This window comes from Helicobacter sp. (assembly GCF_029067145.1).
GTDB lineage: Bacteria > Campylobacterota > Campylobacteria > Campylobacterales > Helicobacteraceae > Helicobacter_D.
The window spans coordinates 1-16,746 of sequence record NZ_JAIEFA010000084.1; the positions used below are offsets into that span (position 1 = coordinate 1).

Consider the following 16,746-nt stretch of genomic DNA (forward strand, 5'->3'; position numbering starts at 1 on the left):
TATCTTAAGATTACTTCAATAGTCTTTTTAAGATTCTTCCTAGAATCCCGCAAGGGATTCTATACTACTTTTAATTTCTTACCTCTATTTTATCCTTGAAAGAAAAAATATTCAAACAATCAAAACAATGGCAGATTAATGCAGGGATTCTAATGTCTTTTGCACTTCTTCGCAATCATCAAAATGCAAAGTTTCATTTCCTATAATTTGATAAGTCTCATCGCCTTTACCCAAAATCAATAATACTTCATCATCTTTAAGATTTTGAATAGCGATTCTAATTGCTTTGGCGCGGCTTTCTTCTAGCAGAATTTCACGACAATTTCTTAGGTCTTGTGGGATTCCGCTTAGAATCTCTTGCATAATTTGTGTGGGAATTTCACTGCGCGGATTATCGCTCGTGATATAGAGTTTTTGTGCATATTTTGCTGCACATAATCCCATTTTTGGACGTTTGAGTTTATCTCTATCTCCCCCTGCGCCAAAGACAACAGCGATTTTTCTATGCAAAAAAGATTGAAAGATTTTTTCCATACCATCTTCTGTATGTGCAAAATCCACGATGATTAAAGGGTTTTGATGCACAACTTGCATTCTTCCTAGCACCCCACCAAAATTTTCTAATTTTTTGCAAATTTCATTTAAAGGAGCGTTTTCTAGCAATTTTACCGCCCCGATTGCTGCTAGTGCGTTGTAGAGATTGTGTTTGCCAAAAAGCGTGCATTCCATTGTTGCTTCTTCTTTGCCATAAGCAATTTGGGCAGTAATTCCTTCTTGCAAGCTGTAAGCTTTGGCATTGAGCGTTGCGGGAGATTCTATGCCATAGGTAATGGCTTTTTCTAGCGCATAATGTGCATTGGATTCGTCTTTGTTGATGAGTTTTAAATCCGCAGGATTGGCAAAAAAGGAATTTTTCACCGCGATGTAGTTTTCTAAAGTTTTATGATAATCTAAATGGTCGCTTGTGATATTTGTAAGAATCCGCAAATCAAAACGCAATCCCTCAATACGATTCTGCACAATGGAGTGGGAGCTAACTTCCATTATGAAATATGTGCAATTCTCGTTTCTTGCTTCATTGATTGCACTATAAATTTCTAATAGGCTAGGGGTTGTTAGTCCTTTGGGACGTTTTTCTTTTCCATTAATAAAGAATCCTCTTGTGCCAAGTAGTGCGACAGAGAAGCCAAAATCTAGCAAAATAGAATAAATCATTGCAGCAGTTGTGGTTTTGCCATTTGTGCCAGTGATTCCAACAAGCTTTAAATCCAAATCAAAATATTTTATCAATTCTTTTGGATAAATAAAAATTTTAAATCCATTTTTTTTCGCAGATTCTATGTAGTTTTGGTTACTTTGAGTGATTAAAAACGCGCAATTTTTAGGATTGCAGTCTTTAGTTTGCAGATTTTCTCTTGAATCATCACTGATAAAGTGCAAAGCAGAATCGCAATTTTTCTGAATAGCTATTCGCATAGAATTTCCTTAAAATAAATTGATTTTTAAACTTTTTTGTTTTGTAAAATTTTCCGATAAAGACGCATAAAATCTTTGTCATAAAACAGCAGATTGCCTGCATTTTCAAAATAATTAATCGCAATGTCTTCAAAGCCAAATTTTACTAAATTTCTCACAAAGAATAAAAACTCATTTTTGTTAGTAAAGATGATTTTGGAGCTAAACATTAAATCCTCAAAGGCTTCTTTGAAGCCAACTTTTGCGGAATGAACTTCAAAGTCTTCGTATAGGATTCCGTCGTTTTTGTCAATCTCTGCTTCTTGCAAGCTCCAAATGGCAAGATTGAGTGCATAAAGATTCTTATCAAAGTTTTCAATCATTTCTAGCACAATTTCTTCTGCTTCTAAGTTGTTTTTATTATGAATAATTTGATAGTATTCAAAAAGTGCGCGTGCCTCATCTTCGTATTCTAATGCCATATCAGAAAGCATACAAAGCATAGTAAAATAAAGCGACTGCTTAGTGTTTAGTTCTCCTAAGAAAACATTTGCGCAAGAGAGAATCTCTAAAACGCGCAAATATTGACGCTTGCGGAAAGCAAGTTTAGCTTTGTTTTTAAAATAGATAAAATCTTTTGTCATACGCTAACTTTCTTTAGAATTCTAAAATTATGGCACATGGATTAGTTCAATATCTGGGTGAATGTCGTTTTTGAGTGCGCGCTCAATACCGAATTTCAAAGTTTGCGCACTGCTTGGACAGCCTTTGCAGGCACCCTCTAATCGGACAAACACTTTGCCATTTTCAATTTTTAGCAAAGTTACATTGCCGCCGTCTTGAATTAATATTGGACGCACTTTGTCAATACTTAATTCTACAGGTTTCAAAAGTTCTTCATCGGTAAATGGAAGCATTTTTTTCCTTTAAATTGTTTTTTGGTTTTTATTAAGTTTAAGATGATACTTAAGTTTCCTTAAAGTTTTAATAAAAAAAGTTCTTAAAAATATTTAATGTAATTTTATCTAAAATATTTTATAATTGCACGATTTTTAGGTTTAATGGCGTTGTGCATAGGCACTAGTAATCTACTTTAGGAGGATTTTATGCAAAATGATGAAGTAGTAATTGAGAGTTATTTAAAAGTAACTTCAGAGCGCAAAAAAAGTAAGAATCCTGCGCGTTGGGATATGTTACAAAGTATTACAGGAGCTATTTTAGCAATCTTTATTTTGTTTCATATGTGTTTTACATCTTCTATTTTATTTGGAACAGAAGCATTTGAGGCAGTAGTTGGCTTTAGTGAAGGTTCATTTATTTTTGGTGGTAAAGGGATTCCACTTTTAACTACTTTGGTGGTGATTGTTATTAGTGTTGTTTTTGTAGCACACGCGTTTTTAGCAATGAGAAAATTTCCAGCAAACTACCAACAATTTATGATTTTTAAAACACACAAGTCTTTAATGAAACATTGTGATACTACCCTTTGGTGGATTCAATTTTTAACGGGATTTGCATTATTTTTCTTGGGTGGTGCGCATCTTATCACGATTCTTTTTAACTCTACAAGTATTAATGCAATTACTTCTGCGTCAAGATTTGTAGATGGTAATTTAGCAGAATTTTACCTCGTGCTACTTGTTGTTATGGTGTTGCACGCGAGCATTGGATTGTATCGTGTCATCATCAAATGGGTTCCGCTTGAAGCACCAACTACCGCACAAAGTAATGTAAAGCGTAAAAATATTAAAATTGCTGTATTTGCAGTTTTTATTGTTTTGGGTGTGATTGCATTTATCGCGGACTTCACTTGGATTGCCTTAGGCAAAAGTCTATAAAGGAGAGATGAATGAAAATAGTATATTGCGATTCATTAGTGATTGGTGGAGGTTTGGCAGGACTTCGTGCAGCAGTTGCCTGTAAGGAAAAGAATCTTAATACAATCGTTTTAAGTCTTATTCCTGTAAAGAGAAGCCACTCTGCCGCAGCTCAAGGTGGTATGCAAGCAAGTCTTGGAAACTCTAAAATGAGTGATGGCGATAATGAGGATTTGCACTTTGCAGATACAGTCAAAGGAAGTGATTGGGGTTGCGACCAAAAAGTTGCTAGAATGTTTGTTACCACAGCTCCTAAAGCAATTCGTCAATTAGCTGCTTGGGGTGTGCCATGGACGAGAATTAAAAAAGGTGATAGAACTGCAATTATCAATGCACAAAAAACTACTATCACTGAAGAAGAGTTTAGACACGGATTAATCCATTCTCGCGACTTTGGTGGAACAAAAAAATGGAGAACTTGTTATACAGCGGACGCGACAGGACACTCTATGCTTTTTGCTGTGGCAAATGAAGCATTAAAACGCGGTGTTCTTATCCACGATAGAAAAGAAGCTTTGGCTTTGATTCATAAAAATAATCGTTGTTATGGTGCGGTTGTGCGCGACTTGATTACAGGTGAATTAATTGGCTATGTTGCCAAAGGAACATTGATTGCAACAGGTGGTTATGGAAGAATCTATAAAGATACTACCAACGCTGTAATTTGCGAGGGAACAGGAACAGCATTAGCGCTTGAAACAGGAATCGCAAAATTAGGCAATATGGAAGCGGTGCAATTCCACCCAACCGGACTTTTCCCAAGTGGGATTCTATTAACAGAAGGATGTCGTGGAGATGGCGGTGTTTTGCGTGATGTAGATGGTTATCGTTTTATGCCTGATTATGAGCCAGAGAAAAAAGAGCTTGCAAGTCGTGATGTTGTTGCGCGTAGAATGCTTCAAAGAATTCGCGAGGGTAAAGGTGTAAGCTCTCCTTATGGCGAGCATTTGTGGCTTGATATTTCAATCTTGGGACGCAAACATATTGAAACAAACTTGCGTGATGTGCAAGAGATTTGCCAAGTGTTTGCTGGAATTGACCCTGCGGACAAATGGGCTCCTGTAAAACCAATGCAACATTATTGCATGGGTGGAATCCGAACAAATGCTAAAGGAGAAACTGCACTTGCTGGGTTATTTTCTGCAGGTGAAGCAGCTTGCTGGGATTTACACGGCTTTAACCGATTAGGTGGAAACTCTGTGAGTGAAGCGGTAGTTAGCGGTATGATTATCGGAGATTATTTCGCAGAATCTTGCACAGGAACTTATGCAGATATTGAAACAAAATTAGTAGAAGATTTTATTAATGCGCAGCAAGGATATTTGGATAGTATTTTGGCAAACACAGGCACAGAGAATGTGTTTGAAATCAAAAATAGTATGAAGCAAATTATGGGAGATAAAGTAGGAATATTCAGAGATGGCGAGCATTTGGCGTCTGCTGTAAGTGAATTAGAACAACTTTATATTCGCAGTAAAAATATTGGTATCAAGACAAAACGACTTTCAGCAAATCCTGAATTAGAGGAAGCTTATCGTGTGCCAAAAATGTTGAAAATTGCATTGTGCGTTGCAAAAGGTGCATTAGACCGCACAGAATCTCGTGGGGCGCATAGTCGCGAGGATTATCCAAAACGAGATGACCAAAATTGGCTCAAACGCACTTTGACAAGTTGGGAAAACCCTAATCAAACAATGCCAACTATTACCTATGAGCCACTTGATATTGCGACAATGGAAATGGCTCCGGGATTCCGTGGATATGGTGCTAAAGGAATGATTATTGAAAATCCGGAAAGTCTAAGACGTCAAGAGCAAATTGATAAAATACGTTCAGATATGGAAGCACAAGGCAAAAATCGCTACGAAATCCAAGAAGCATTAATGCCATTTGAATTGCAACCATATTATAAAGCACGTAATGAAAGAATAGGAGACAAACAATGAGTGGAGCAGTTCAAAGCAGTAATAGAGAATTAACAATTAGAGTATTGAAGTTTGACCCAAATAGCGCAATATCTAAACCTCATTTTGCAGAATATAAGCTCAAAGAAGCGCATTCTATGACGGTTTTTATTGTGTTAAATATGATTCGTGAGCAATTTGACCCAGATTTGAGCTTTGACTTTGTATGTCGCGCTGGGATTTGTGGAAGTTGTGGAATGATGATTAATGGGCGTCCGCGCCTTGCTTGCCGCACTTTGACAAAAGATTTCCCCGATGGCGTGATTACCCTTATGCCATTGCCTGCATTTAAGCTTATCAAAGATTTGTCTGTGGATACAGGAAATTGGATGAATGGAATGAGCAAACGCGTAGAAAGTTGGATTCACGCTCAAGAAAAAAGCGAAGAGCATATGTGTCAGATTGAAGAGCGTGTGGAACCAGAAGTCGCGGCTGAAGTGTTTGAACTTGATAGATGTATTGAGTGTGGTTGTTGCATTGCATCGTGTGGAACAAAACTTATGCGTGAAGATTTTGTAGGAGCTGCAGGATTTAACCGCGTGGTTCGCTTTATGCTTGACCCACACGATGAGAGAACAGACGCAGATTTCTATGAGCTAGTAGGCGATGATAATGGGGTATTTGGATGTATGAGCTTGCTTGCTTGTCATGATGTTTGCCCTAAAAACTTGCCATTACAAAGCAAAATTGCTTATCTTAGACGCAAAATGGCTACTGCAAAATAGCCCTTTTGGAATCCCTTTTGGGATTTCAGTCTCATAGAAAGCGGGATTTTTAGAAAAACGTTTTTTGGATTTTAACTTTTTAGAGAGGTGTCCGAGTGGTTGAAGGAGCACGCCTGGAACGCGTGTAAGGTGCAAGCCTTCGAGGGTTCGAATCCCTTCCTCTCTGCCATATTGATTCTTACAAATTTTCTTACAATCTTTCAAAAATAGTAAATTTATATTTAATAGAGATGAGATTCTGTATTCGCAAGCAATCTATTTAAGAATCTCGCGGTGAGATTCTTTGCTGTGCTTCTAATAAGATTTCATTTTGTAACAAAAAGTAGATAGAGTTTAAAAGTTTTTTATCTTTTTAATGGATTTTAATATTTATTGAGTGAAAATAACACATATAAATAAGTATTTCATTAAAGTATTAATTATTTTTCAAAGGAAAATCTATGAAAAAGTTATTTTGTGGTTTATTGATTGCTTTTTCTCTAACGAGTGCCTCATATGCGGAAGATTGGTTATCACTAATTTTAAGTGGTTTATTCAGCAGTAATTCACAGCAAAGTTTCAATGTAGATGAAATACAACAAGAGGATAGAAGAGTTAATTTTGGGACAAATCATAGTAAAATTTATTCAAATGCTTGGAAAGAATATCAAAAAAATCCAAATAGATGTCCTACAAATAGATGGGGACAACGAGTGTGCTTTTAATCTTAGGAAGTTGCAATGATTGTCAATAATGCTTCTAGTGTGGCGGTGAGTAGTTCTATCCTTGCCCCTACAAATCTTAAAAGCCTCTCTAAACTACAAGCAGAGGAAACGATAGATTCACCGCTTGATTTGAAAAATATATCCAATAATAAGGCGATTGTGGTGTTTGATGACGCAGTCAGTGGCAATCGCTATGGAATTACGCTCACCAAAGAAAACTTGCAGAGATTACAAGAGAAGTTTGAGGTGAGTGATTTTTATCAGCGCAAAGATGGCACGATTCGCCTTAATGGTGAAGCGGAATCCTATGTTAGCGGTTGGTTTGGCGAAGTGGCTTATAATATGGGTGCGTTAAAAGCAGAGACAAATCGTGAGGGTAAATTCACAACAAAAGGCAAAGAATCTATTAAAGATGATTTTTATCTTTCCTTTGATGCGCAAGAAACAGAAGCGAGTTCTGTTGTAGGGAATTTTGAGGTTACGCAGCATATTGCATACCAAGCGGGAAAATATGAGAGTATAGATGAAATGATAGACCAACTCATCACAGAGGACAAGAATTTTGATGGTGTGGTGAGTTTGAGTGAGCATTTTTCTAAGGCAGGAGAATTACAAAGGATTGTTTCTGATATTATACAAAATGGAAAATGCGAAAACTGTGAGAAAAGCTTAGTTCAGAAACTTAAAGACTTAGAGAAATTAGGAATCAAAAGCAATAGAGATTCCAAAGATAAAGCAATGAGGTTGCTTTCTAAACTTAGGCAAAGTGGCGATTTGGAATCCTTAAATATCAAAGAGCAAGAAATGTTGAAAAAGTATTTTGCTGGAGAAGTAGAGAGAATCAAGCAAGAATCCTCAAAATCTTTGGAATCTAAAGTGATTTTTCGCCAAGTAATTGATGATTTTGTCGCGCAAGTTTATTCTAAAGAAAGTTTGGTTTTCCATTGGAATGCTTAAATCCAAGCTAATGCGTTAAATTGCGTTTTCTCCGTTGTTTTCTCCATTTTTTGGAATCGCATTAGAGGTTTGTTGAGATTCTTTTTCGTCTTCAAAAGGCGGTCCTTTTTGTAATAATTGCGTCAGTGTTGCCGCCTTTTGTGGTGTCATTTTTGCTAGAATCTTACTCATTACTTTTGTATCAAGAGCAAACAAAATTTCAGCCGCTTCCGCTTCGGGTAGGGTTTCTAAAATAGCCGCAGATTTGGAATCTTTCATTCCTGCATAGGTTTCACCCACTTTGCTTTGTGTTGCCCCACGAATTTGCTTTAAAACCTCCTCGTTGCGCTTCAAAAGACGCGTGATTTTTGCCTCTCTTTCCTCCATTTCCTTTTGCGCATTGTTGAGCGCAATTTCGCGTTTTTTTAAATCCGCTTCTTTTTGGTCTAGGACATTTTGAGTGGCACTTTGCAGGGCTTGCAAGGCTTGTTGCTGTTCGTCAATCCTTTCAATTTCTTGGATAATCTCTGATTTGCGTTGTTCAAAAATAATATTACAATCAATCAATTCGCGCTTATTTTCTGCCGCAAAAAGAGGTAGAATCCCAAAGGCTAAGAGGGGTAGAATCCATTGTTTCATTGTTGCTCCTTATGATTTGCATAAAGCATAACAGAGATTTCGTCCAAATCTCGCGCTTCTTGTTTTTTCGCCTTTTCAATCATCTTTTTAACTTCCAAGCCATCTAAATATTTTGCTTTTTCAAACTCAATATTCTGCACTCTAAAATATTCTTGTAATTCTTTTTTTTGATGTTTTAATTGTGCCAATTCTTGTATTTTAAAGTCAATCGTTTGCCGAAATTCTTCTTTGTGGTATGCAAAGGTCAAAAAGTTTTGGTAGATTCCACTTTTTGGCTCTTGAAGTGTTGCAAATTCTTGCACAAGAGCGTCAATTTCACCTTGTTTTGCGACAATGGCTTGTGCGTTTTTTTGCAACATAATCTCTGCTTCATCTACTTTCTTTTTGCGCAATAAGACAAGTTGAGTGAATTTTGTTTTCATTATTTCTATCTAAAAATCGTGTCATTCCTATCTGGGCTAGTAGAAATCATTGCGATTTTTACACCAATGAGCTTTTCTAATGCCAAAATATAGTCTTTTGCATTTTGTGGCAATTTGTCAAATTCTCTAATATGCGCTGTTTTGTCCCAACCTTGAAAGGTTTGATAAATGGGTTTAATCTTTGTTAAATCACTTGGGAACTCCTCTAAACGCGTGCCGTTTTCGTCTTCGTATGTAACGCAGACTTTGACTTCGTCAAAACCATCTAAAACATCTAGTTTCATCATCGCTAAAGTACTTGTGCCATTGAGACGACAAGCATATTTCACAGCCATAGCGTCTAGCCACCCACAACGTCTAGCACGCCCGGTTGTTACGCCAAATTCACCACCTTTATTGCGTAAGGATTCCCCAATTTCTCCTGTTTCTTCTGTTGGAAAAGGTCCATTGCCTACGCGCGTGCAATAGGCTTTGAGGATTCCGATAACTTCTCCTAGCTCACGAGGTGCGATTCCTGTTCCACTGCAAGCACCCGCTGAAATTGTGGTAGAACTTGTAACAAAGGGATAAGTGCCAAAGTCAATATCTAGCATACTTCCTTGTGCGCCCTCACACAAGATTTTTTCTCCCTTGTCCATTGCCTGCCAAAGCATATTTGTGGTATTTGCCAAAAAAGGCAAAAGAGCTTTTGCATAAGATTCTAGCTCGTTTTTAAGATTTTCTAAGGTTGGAATCTCTATTTGTATGCCTCTTTTTGCAATTTCTTCTAGTTTTTCTAGGACTTTTTTGGCAAGTTTTGTCGTGTCTTTTAGCTCTTCAATGCGAATGCCTTTGCGCGAAACTTTATCGGTATAGGTTGGTCCGATTCCTTTGCAAGTCGTTCCAATAGCCTGTTTGGCTTGCTGTTCGCTTAGTTTATCCAACATTTCGTGATAGGGTAAAATCAAATGCGCTTTGGTGCTAATAAATAATCTTCCTTGTAGCCCGCCATACATTTCTTTGAATTGTGCCATTTCCTCTATTAGCGCATTAGGGCTAATCACCACGCCATTGCCAATGATATTTTTGCATTGTGGATACAAAATCCCAGATGGAATCAAATGCAAGGCGTATTTTTTGCCCTCTACTACAATGGTGTGTCCCGCATTGTGTCCCCCTTGATAGCGAACGACATAATCATAATTTTGGGCGAGTAAATCTACCATTTTTCCCTTGCCCTCATCGCCCCATTGAATCCCAACAATCAAATCTGCTTTACTCATATTTCTCACTCCTTAAAACGATTGTATTAAATTGTCTGTATAGATTGCAAATCCGCATGCGTTTTGTCCTAAAATTTCATATTCTCCACCTAAAATCCAAGTGAGATTTTCTGCGAAAAATCTAAAAAATAAACCTTTATAATAATTCATTGGAGCATAATATAATGGAGAAACAAGACAATGCGCATAAGGAATTTTGGAAGCAAGAAAGTAGAGTTTTTCTAGCTCCTCTTTAAGCTTATTTGGCAAATCTTTAGTGTTTTGTAAAACTGCTTCTAGCGATTCCTTGTCGTATATGCGTAAAAGTTGTGCCATTAAGGGATTTGCACTTTCTATTGCTCCTATATCAATTTTTTCAAAGGCACTCAAGGGAATCCCAAAAATTTCTGCACAAATTTGTGGGATTTTGACATTAGAAAGTTGTAAAAAAACTTTTTTGGAGTAGGAATCTGGCGACTTTGTAAAGTTTGCGATTCCATTTAAGACTTGTAAAGACATCTCAATAAAAGGCAAAATATCACAATTTTCTAAGTTTTCTACACCAATTTGATGCACTTCAGTCGTAGGATAAATAAAGATGGGTTGGATATAAAACCAACGTTTGCCAATCGCAGCTTCGCGCAAATGTGGCGCGAGAAGACGAATTGTGTCAATGGTGGAATCGTTGCGAAGGGCAATTTGATGATTGAACTGATTATTGGTGCGCACAACTTCCCGACTATGTATGTCTCTTTGATATTCCAAATAAGCAAAAGTCGGTGTTATGATTTCTTCATAACCATTCTGATACAAAATCGCACTTGCAAGGCTTTCTAGCTCTCGCTTAAATTTGGCTTCTTTGCCAAAATAGAGTTTGCAACCTTGTGGTATTTCATGGCTTAAAATCACAAAATATCCTTATAAAAATCTCTAAAGAACGCATTGTAACATAATTTTGTATGAAACTTTTAATTTTTAGATGGCTTTAATCTATTTTATTGCATAAAATGGACGATATTCTTTAAGGATTTTGTTATAATTACATAAGTTTAAAAAAGGAGATTTGTATGGCATTTAAGATTAATACACAACCTTACCAAATCCGTTATCCGCAAGCTACGCCAAGCACGCCTATAAATAAGCCTAGCACAGAAACTCCGATAAAACAAACTATCAATACAGGCAAAACTACCACAACACCACAAATCAAATATCCTTCTCATAATTTGTTGAATAAATACAATTCTGCAGGCTCTTATTATAACTCTCAAAACAGCCTTAACAATCAGTTAGGCATAAAAAACAACCCGACAAATTACAACACAGATGAGGGACAACAAGCGTTAATAGAAAATTTACAGCAACAAAGCAATGCTTTTAACTATGGTATGAATGGCGGAAGTTCTGCTATGGGGTGGAGCGACGCATTGGGGCAATATTTGGGTTTAGACGACATTGCGTTACAAAAAAAGCTACAAGAGCAGCAAGGAGAACAAGCACAAAGTGATTTTTTGAACGAACTTTTGTGGAATCTTAAAAAGAATCTGCCCTTATAGATTCTTCTTAATTTGTCTGCATTAACGAGCGATAAACCTAAATTTTCTTTTACTTTAAGATGTTATAATTCTGCTTTAAATTATGTGAAAGGCAAGTATGAAACAGCTGACATTAGGGGTTATCGGGCTTGGCACGGTGGGCAGTAGCGTTGCTAGAATCTTAAAAGATAATCAGGCGCTCATTGCTGCACGTTCTGGTTATACGATTGTGATTAAGCAAGGCGTTGTAAAAGATTTATCCAAAAGTCGCCAAATTTTTGATTTTCCAATCACTAATGATGTGGATTCTGTCCTTGATGACCCAGAGATTGATATTGTCGTAGAGCTGACTGGTGGGGTAGATACTCCTTTTGAAATTGCTAAAAAAGCCTTGCGTAACTCCAAAGCATTTGTAACAGCAAATAAAGCAATGCTTGCTTATCATCGTTATGAATTGCAAAAAATTGCTGGAGATTTGCCGATTGGTTTTGAGGCGAGTGTCGCTGGTGGAATCCCGATTATTAAGGCTTTGCGTGATGGATTGGGAGCGAATCATATTTTAAATATTCGTGGAATCATTAATGGTACTTGTAATTTTATTTTAACCAAAATGAAAGAGCAGGGAGTAGAATATCAGGAAGTCTTGCAAGAAGCGCAAGATTTGGGCTATGCTGAAGCAGACCCTACCTTTGATGTGGGTGGATTTGACGCGGCACATAAATTATTGATTTTGGCAAGTATTGCCTATGGAATTGACGCAAAACCAGAAGATGTCTTGATTGAGGGGATTACACAAATCACGCAAGAGGACATTGCCTTTGCAAAAGAATTTGGTTATCACTTAAAATTGCTTGGAATAGCGAAAAAGGACGGAGATGAAATAGAATTGCGAGTGCATCCGACCTTGCTACCCAAAGACGCGATGATTGGAAAAGTAGATGGTGTGATGAATGCCATTAGTGTAGTAGGGGATTATGTAGGCGAGACGCTTTATTATGGAGCTGGTGCTGGCGGTAATGCAACTGCAAGCGCGGTGATTTCGGATATTATTGAGATTGCACGCACAAAAAGTTCACCTATGTTAGGTTTTAAAACCCCAAGTGATAAACTGCGACTTAAACCACTAGAAAAAATTATTAGCGCATATTATTTGCGTATTTTGGTATTGGATAAACCCGGAGTTTTAGCAAAAATCGCAACTATTTTTGGTGAAGTAGGAATCTCTATTGACACCTTTTTGCAACGCAAAGCAAAAAACAAAAATCATTCAACTTTGCTACTTTCTACGCATTCTTGCAGTGAAGCAGAGATTAGAGTCGCGCTCCAACGTATTGGTGATTTAGAGGTCGTGCAAACAACTCCTGTGATGATTCGGATTGAGAAATAATTTGCTCTGATGATAAAAAGTTCTCCCAATACAACGCAAAAGGGCAAGGAAGCAGAATCTTTTGCGTGTGAGTTTTTAGAAAAACAAGGATTTACTATTCTGGAGAGAAATTTTCATACGCGTTTTGGCGAGTTGGATATTATTGCCAAAAAGAATGGAATCTTGCATTTTGTGGAAGTAAAAAGTGGGGTAGGGTTTGAGCCTGTTTATAATCTCACTCCTGCAAAACTAAAAAAATTAACCAAAACTTTAAATATTTATTTAAATCAACAACCCATTCAAGTGCCTTATTGCCTTAGCGCATTGATTTTATTTAAGCAAACTGCAAACGATAATTTTTGCGTGCGTTGGTTAGAAAATTTAACAATCTTTTAACCCCCCCCCATATCCTCGTGAATCCCACAAGGACGAATCCTCTAATCTGTCCTTGAGAGGCTTTTAAGCCAAAGCACGCAATCCGCAAGGATTTTCCACGCTTATAAATCCATAATCTTACAAAAAGTAGAATCTTTCTTGGCGAGATTTTGGATTATTAGATTGCTTCGCTCGCAAGGACCCAATGTGGGAATCTTAATGGCTTCGCAGAAAGACAATATTTATTTTATATCTAAGTAATCCAAAGAAAAGAATCGCACAAAGAAGCCGCCTGTTTTTAAGCTAAAATTTTGTTAAGATTTTATATAATGTTGCCTTTTAGATTGCCGGGGTGGTGAAATTGGTAGACGCGCCAGACTCAAAATCTGGTGGGGGCAACCCCATGTCGGTTCGATTCCGACCCTCGGCACCATTGATTTTTTCTTTCAAATAAATTTCCAAATTTAAATCCAAAACAACCATTCAAAAAAGGAATTTCAAATGATGTCATTAGTCATTAAAAAATTTGAAGAATTGACATTAGAGGAATTGTATGAGATTCTTAAGGTGCGTGTGGAAGTCTTTGTGGTGGAGCAAAAATGCGCATATCAAGAAATTGATGCAAAAGACAAACAAAGTTTGCATTTATATTTTAGGGATTCAAGGGGTATTCAAGCCTATTTACGCATATTACCGGCGGGTTTATCTTACAAAGAAGTTTCCATTGGCAGGGTGATAACATTAAAGAGAGGTTGTGGGCTAGGTGGAGAGATTTTAAAAGAGGGCATTAAAGTGGCACAAGAGAGATTCCAAGCAGATGCAATAAGGATTGGAGCGCAAGTTTATGCAAAGGGATTCTATGAGAAATTTGGCTTCAAACAAGTTTCAAAAGAATATATAGAAGATGGAATCGCACATATCCAAATGCTATTACAATGATAAAATTTACTTAAGGTGTTAGTTTAAAATCAGGCGAGGCATTGCTAGAATGAAAGATAGTCGTGCTATAATTTTTCGCAAAGTATAACATTAAAAGTCGTTGCAAGGTAGGTTCAATGCTAGGAACAAACCACGCATTATTACTAAGGGCAATAAGATTTTTGGGGAAATCCTGATAGAATTCTTCGCGTGTGGCTTCATAACAAATTGCGATTTGGAATCGCTCACCTTTGATAAGAGCAGAATTTGGAGCTTGGAACTCTGTGAAGTCAAAATCGCTTGCGCCTTGAAAAAAGATTTGATTTATCCATTTTGCAAAAAAGCGAGGTAATGGAATCTGCTCGCCAAATGGAACTAAAATTTGCTTATGTAACACCCTCATTTCTCCGTTTTGAAACAAATAAGCACTATTAAAAATGCGGTTATTTTCTTGATAAACTGCGCCTGTGAGGATTGCGATTTCTTGACTTGTAGCTTTTAGAGATTCAATTAAGCTATAATTAAGGTTTAATGCAAAAGGAAAGGCAGTTTCAGGTAGAACAATTAAATCATAGTTTTGCGCTTTGGCTTGTGCAATTTGCTGTAAGTTTTGTTCAATAATGGAGTTGAGATATTTGGAATCCCAGCGGATATTTTGCGGGATATTCAGGCTTAGAGTTTTGATTTTGAGCTTTGAATCTTGCTCGGGTTTTGTCTTTAAATCAAAGTTGGAATGAGAAAAAGCCAATAAAAAGCAGAATCCTGCAAGCCAAAGTATGCTTGTTTTGTAGAGTTGTCTTGCGAGACTTAGGCTAAAAATCAAAACCCCAATTAAAAGTAAAAAGAGCGTGAATTTGGAGGGAAAAAAGTAGCTTTTCGTCAGCATAGATTCTAAAATAAACCAATTAAACCCAAAAGGGCGCACAAAAGACGAAAGTGTGAGCATAACGATGCGATAAATGGGATTTTGAAAAAAGCAAAAAAGATAAAAAAGCCCACCATAACATAAGGCAAATACGACCCAAAGAAGCGGAATAAAAGGGGTCAAATCATAGAATCTGAAGCTAAAACCCACCCAATAAAACCATAGGATTCCAATCAACGCTCCACAAACCAACGCCCCAAAACGCGAGAGTTTAAAATAAAGAAAGATTCCAATTATTGCGCAAAGAGTTGAGAAAATGGGCAGATTGGAATCTTCTAAAAAATGTTCCAAATAAATAAAAGCACTAAATAAAAGCGCGCATAAAGTGCCAAGCAAAAACGCTTGGAATTTGTTTTGTGGAATCGCAGTGCTTAAAAATAGTATTTTTAAGAAATTTTGAGAATGGAGATGTTGTTTGCGCGATTCTGCAAGTTTCAGCTTTTTTGAATTTTTGCTAGAATGCTTGCTCTGTGTTGAAAATTGTAATTCAAGTTTCAAGCAAAATTTCCAAAACTAAGTGAGACTTCTAACTCCATTTTGCGTAAATGCGCAATGACTTTTTGCAATTCATCAATATCTTTTGCTTTGACACGAATCTCATTGCCCAAAATTTGCGTGCTGACTTTGAATTTTTCATTTTTGATAGCTGCATTAATCGTCTTTGTGCTTTTGTCGTCTAGCACATCGTTGAGCTGATAAGTTACTTTTGTGTTTCCGCCGCTTGCAGATTCTGTGCCTTTTTCTTTTAAGACTTTCAAAGAAAGGTTGCGCTTGATGAGTTTAGAATCCAAAATGTCTTTGATTGCCTTTGCTTTATTGGTGCTTGTGGCTAAAATCACTAAAGTTTTGTCTTTTTCGTTGAAATTTAATTCCTTTGCTTTGTCCTCTTTGAAGTCAAAACGATTTTCAATCTCTTTTTTTGCCTGTTCTAGAGCGTTTTTAAACTCTTGAATCTCTATTTTTGCTGAAATATCAAAACTATGTTCTTTGGCTGCCATTGTGATTCCTTGTATAAAAAATGATTAAAATTCTTTAAAATTTATTTTAACATAAAATATTTTTAGGTTTCTTTTGTGTAAAATAAACATTTTATTAAAATTTTTATTTTAAGGCATATTAAATGAATGATTTTAATTGGTTTGATTTAATAGTAGGTGCTTTGATTTTGTTATTAGCGATTCGGGGGATTATTAATGGATTTGTGCGCGAATTTTTTGGTTTTGTAGGAATCGTGGGCGGTGTGTATGGTGCTTCTGTCTATGGAGATAGTGTAGGGGAATGGATTAGTGCGAATCTTTATGCTTTTCAGAATCCCTCCGCAATTTCGTTGATTGGTTTTTTGGTTTTGTTAGCACTCATTTGGGGTATTGCCTTGATTGTGGCTGAAATTGTGCAAAAAATTGTTCATTTGAGTGCGTTAGGAGGAGTGAATCGGATTTTGGGATTTTGTTTTGGTGCATTAAAAGTTTTTATGATTTTTGCGATTATAATTGCCACATTGACTAATATTCAATTTGCTAAAAGTTTCATTGAAAAATACACACAAGGAAGTTACCTTTATCCAATGTTGCGTGATACGGGAGCTGTTGTGATTAAGCTTGATGTTGTGCAAAGTAACACGCCAAAAATAGAAGATTTGCAAAATAATATATTCTAAATAAAAG

At 36.7% G+C, this 16,746-nt stretch carries 19 protein-coding genes and 2 tRNA genes; 12 read left to right on the top strand and 9 right to left on the bottom strand.

Annotated features, from left to right (window positions below):
• Positions 1-135: 135 nt before the first annotated feature.
• Genes K2N75_RS08140 through K2N75_RS08150 form a run of 3 tightly spaced genes read right to left on the bottom strand, consistent with a single transcriptional unit; the run spans position 136 to position 2,372 of the window.
• Positions 136-1,476, bottom strand: a complete 1,341-nt coding sequence (locus K2N75_RS08140) for a UDP-N-acetylmuramoyl-L-alanyl-D-glutamate--2,6-diaminopimelate ligase (protein ID WP_297680025.1) — start codon at positions 1,474-1,476, stop codon at positions 136-138.
• 26 nt (positions 1,477-1,502) lie between these two features.
• The gene (locus K2N75_RS08145) at positions 1,503-2,099 is read right to left on the bottom strand and encodes a hypothetical protein (protein WP_297680026.1); all 597 of its coding nucleotides are present in this window, start codon (positions 2,097-2,099) and stop codon (positions 1,503-1,505) included.
• 27 nt (positions 2,100-2,126) lie between these two features.
• The gene (locus tag K2N75_RS08150) at positions 2,127-2,372 is read right to left on the bottom strand and encodes a NifU family protein (RefSeq protein ID WP_297680027.1); all 246 of its coding nucleotides are present in this window, start codon (positions 2,370-2,372) and stop codon (positions 2,127-2,129) included.
• Positions 2,373-2,561: 189 nt separating this feature from the next.
• On the opposite strand from K2N75_RS08150, the gene K2N75_RS08155 reads away from it, so the two are divergent.
• The 6 genes from K2N75_RS08155 (at position 2,562) to K2N75_RS08180 (ending at position 7,682) form a co-directional block, all read left to right on the top strand.
• Positions 2,562-3,293, top strand: coding sequence for a fumarate reductase cytochrome b subunit (locus K2N75_RS08155; protein ID WP_297680028.1), 732 nt, complete (start codon positions 2,562-2,564; stop codon positions 3,291-3,293).
• An 11-nt stretch (positions 3,294-3,304) separates the two neighbouring features.
• On the top strand, positions 3,305-5,278 hold the full coding sequence (locus K2N75_RS08160; RefSeq protein WP_297680029.1) for a fumarate reductase flavoprotein subunit: 1,974 nt from the start codon (positions 3,305-3,307) through the stop codon (positions 5,276-5,278).
• A complete protein-coding gene (locus K2N75_RS08165) occupies positions 5,275-6,021 on the top strand; it encodes a fumarate reductase iron-sulfur subunit (RefSeq protein ID WP_115550875.1) in 747 nt (248 codons plus the stop codon). Before K2N75_RS08160 ends, K2N75_RS08165 begins: the two co-directional genes overlap by 4 nt.
• Positions 6,022-6,102: 81 nt before the next feature.
• Positions 6,103-6,190: transfer RNA gene (locus tag K2N75_RS08170), tRNA-Ser, on the top strand.
• A 271-nt stretch (positions 6,191-6,461) separates the two neighbouring features.
• The gene (locus tag K2N75_RS08175; RefSeq protein ID WP_297680030.1) at positions 6,462-6,725 is read left to right on the top strand and encodes a hypothetical protein; all 264 of its coding nucleotides are present in this window, start codon (positions 6,462-6,464) and stop codon (positions 6,723-6,725) included.
• A 15-nt stretch (positions 6,726-6,740) separates the two neighbouring features.
• A complete protein-coding gene (locus K2N75_RS08180) occupies positions 6,741-7,682 on the top strand; it encodes a hypothetical protein (RefSeq protein WP_297680031.1) in 942 nt (313 codons plus the stop codon).
• A 15-nt stretch (positions 7,683-7,697) separates the two neighbouring features.
• Here the strand turns inward: K2N75_RS08180 and K2N75_RS08185 are convergent, their stop codons facing one another.
• From K2N75_RS08185 to K2N75_RS08200, 4 genes are read right to left on the bottom strand one after another with little or no spacing between them, the layout of a single operon-like run.
• Positions 7,698-8,300, bottom strand: coding sequence for a MotE family protein (locus K2N75_RS08185; protein ID WP_297680032.1), 603 nt, complete (start codon positions 8,298-8,300; stop codon positions 7,698-7,700).
• Positions 8,297-8,722, bottom strand: a complete 426-nt coding sequence (locus K2N75_RS08190) for a flagellar export protein FliJ (RefSeq protein ID WP_297680033.1) — start codon at positions 8,720-8,722, stop codon at positions 8,297-8,299. The genes K2N75_RS08185 and K2N75_RS08190 overlap by 4 nt, the downstream gene beginning before the upstream one ends.
• 5 nt (positions 8,723-8,727) lie before the next feature.
• A complete protein-coding gene (locus K2N75_RS08195) occupies positions 8,728-9,984 on the bottom strand; it encodes an adenylosuccinate synthase (protein WP_297680034.1) in 1,257 nt (418 codons plus the stop codon).
• A 12-nt stretch (positions 9,985-9,996) separates the two neighbouring features.
• Positions 9,997-10,872 (bottom strand): ATP phosphoribosyltransferase regulatory subunit, encoded by an 876-nt coding sequence (locus tag K2N75_RS08200; protein ID WP_297680035.1) that lies wholly within the window; start codon positions 10,870-10,872, stop codon positions 9,997-9,999.
• Positions 10,873-11,030: 158 nt separating this feature from the next.
• On the opposite strand from K2N75_RS08200, the gene K2N75_RS08205 reads away from it, so the two are divergent.
• The 5 genes from K2N75_RS08205 (at position 11,031) to K2N75_RS08225 (ending at position 14,178) form a co-directional block, all read left to right on the top strand.
• Positions 11,031-11,519: a hypothetical protein gene (locus K2N75_RS08205; RefSeq protein WP_297680036.1), complete on the top strand. Its 489-nt coding sequence runs from the start codon at positions 11,031-11,033 to the stop codon at positions 11,517-11,519.
• A gap of 97 nt (positions 11,520-11,616) precedes the next feature.
• Positions 11,617-12,885, top strand: a complete 1,269-nt coding sequence (locus tag K2N75_RS08210) for a homoserine dehydrogenase (protein WP_297680037.1) — start codon at positions 11,617-11,619, stop codon at positions 12,883-12,885.
• Positions 12,886-12,894: 9 nt separating this feature from the next.
• Positions 12,895-13,260, top strand: a complete 366-nt coding sequence (locus K2N75_RS08215) for a YraN family protein (RefSeq protein WP_297680038.1) — start codon at positions 12,895-12,897, stop codon at positions 13,258-13,260.
• 325 nt (positions 13,261-13,585) lie between these two features.
• A tRNA-Leu gene (locus tag K2N75_RS08220) sits at positions 13,586-13,672 on the top strand.
• 68 nt (positions 13,673-13,740) lie between these two features.
• Positions 13,741-14,178, top strand: a complete 438-nt coding sequence (locus K2N75_RS08225; protein ID WP_297680039.1) for a GNAT family N-acetyltransferase — start codon at positions 13,741-13,743, stop codon at positions 14,176-14,178.
• 10 nt (positions 14,179-14,188) lie between these two features.
• Here K2N75_RS08225 and lnt read toward each other — a convergent pair whose 3' ends face one another.
• Both lnt and K2N75_RS08235 read right to left on the bottom strand, forming a co-directional pair.
• A complete protein-coding gene (lnt, locus tag K2N75_RS08230) occupies positions 14,189-15,580 on the bottom strand; it encodes an apolipoprotein N-acyltransferase (protein ID WP_297680040.1) in 1,392 nt (463 codons plus the stop codon).
• Positions 15,577-16,080 carry a YajQ family cyclic di-GMP-binding protein gene (locus K2N75_RS08235; RefSeq protein ID WP_297680041.1) on the bottom strand — a complete coding sequence of 168 codons (504 nt, stop codon included), beginning with the start codon at positions 16,078-16,080 and terminating at the stop codon, positions 15,577-15,579. Before K2N75_RS08235 ends, lnt begins: the two co-directional genes overlap by 4 nt.
• Positions 16,081-16,202: 122 nt before the next feature.
• Between K2N75_RS08235 and K2N75_RS08240 the strand changes: the two genes are divergently transcribed.
• Entirely contained in the window at positions 16,203-16,739 is a 537-nt protein-coding gene (locus tag K2N75_RS08240; RefSeq protein WP_297680042.1) for a CvpA family protein, read from the top strand.
• The last annotated feature ends 7 nt before the right edge of the window (positions 16,740-16,746 follow it).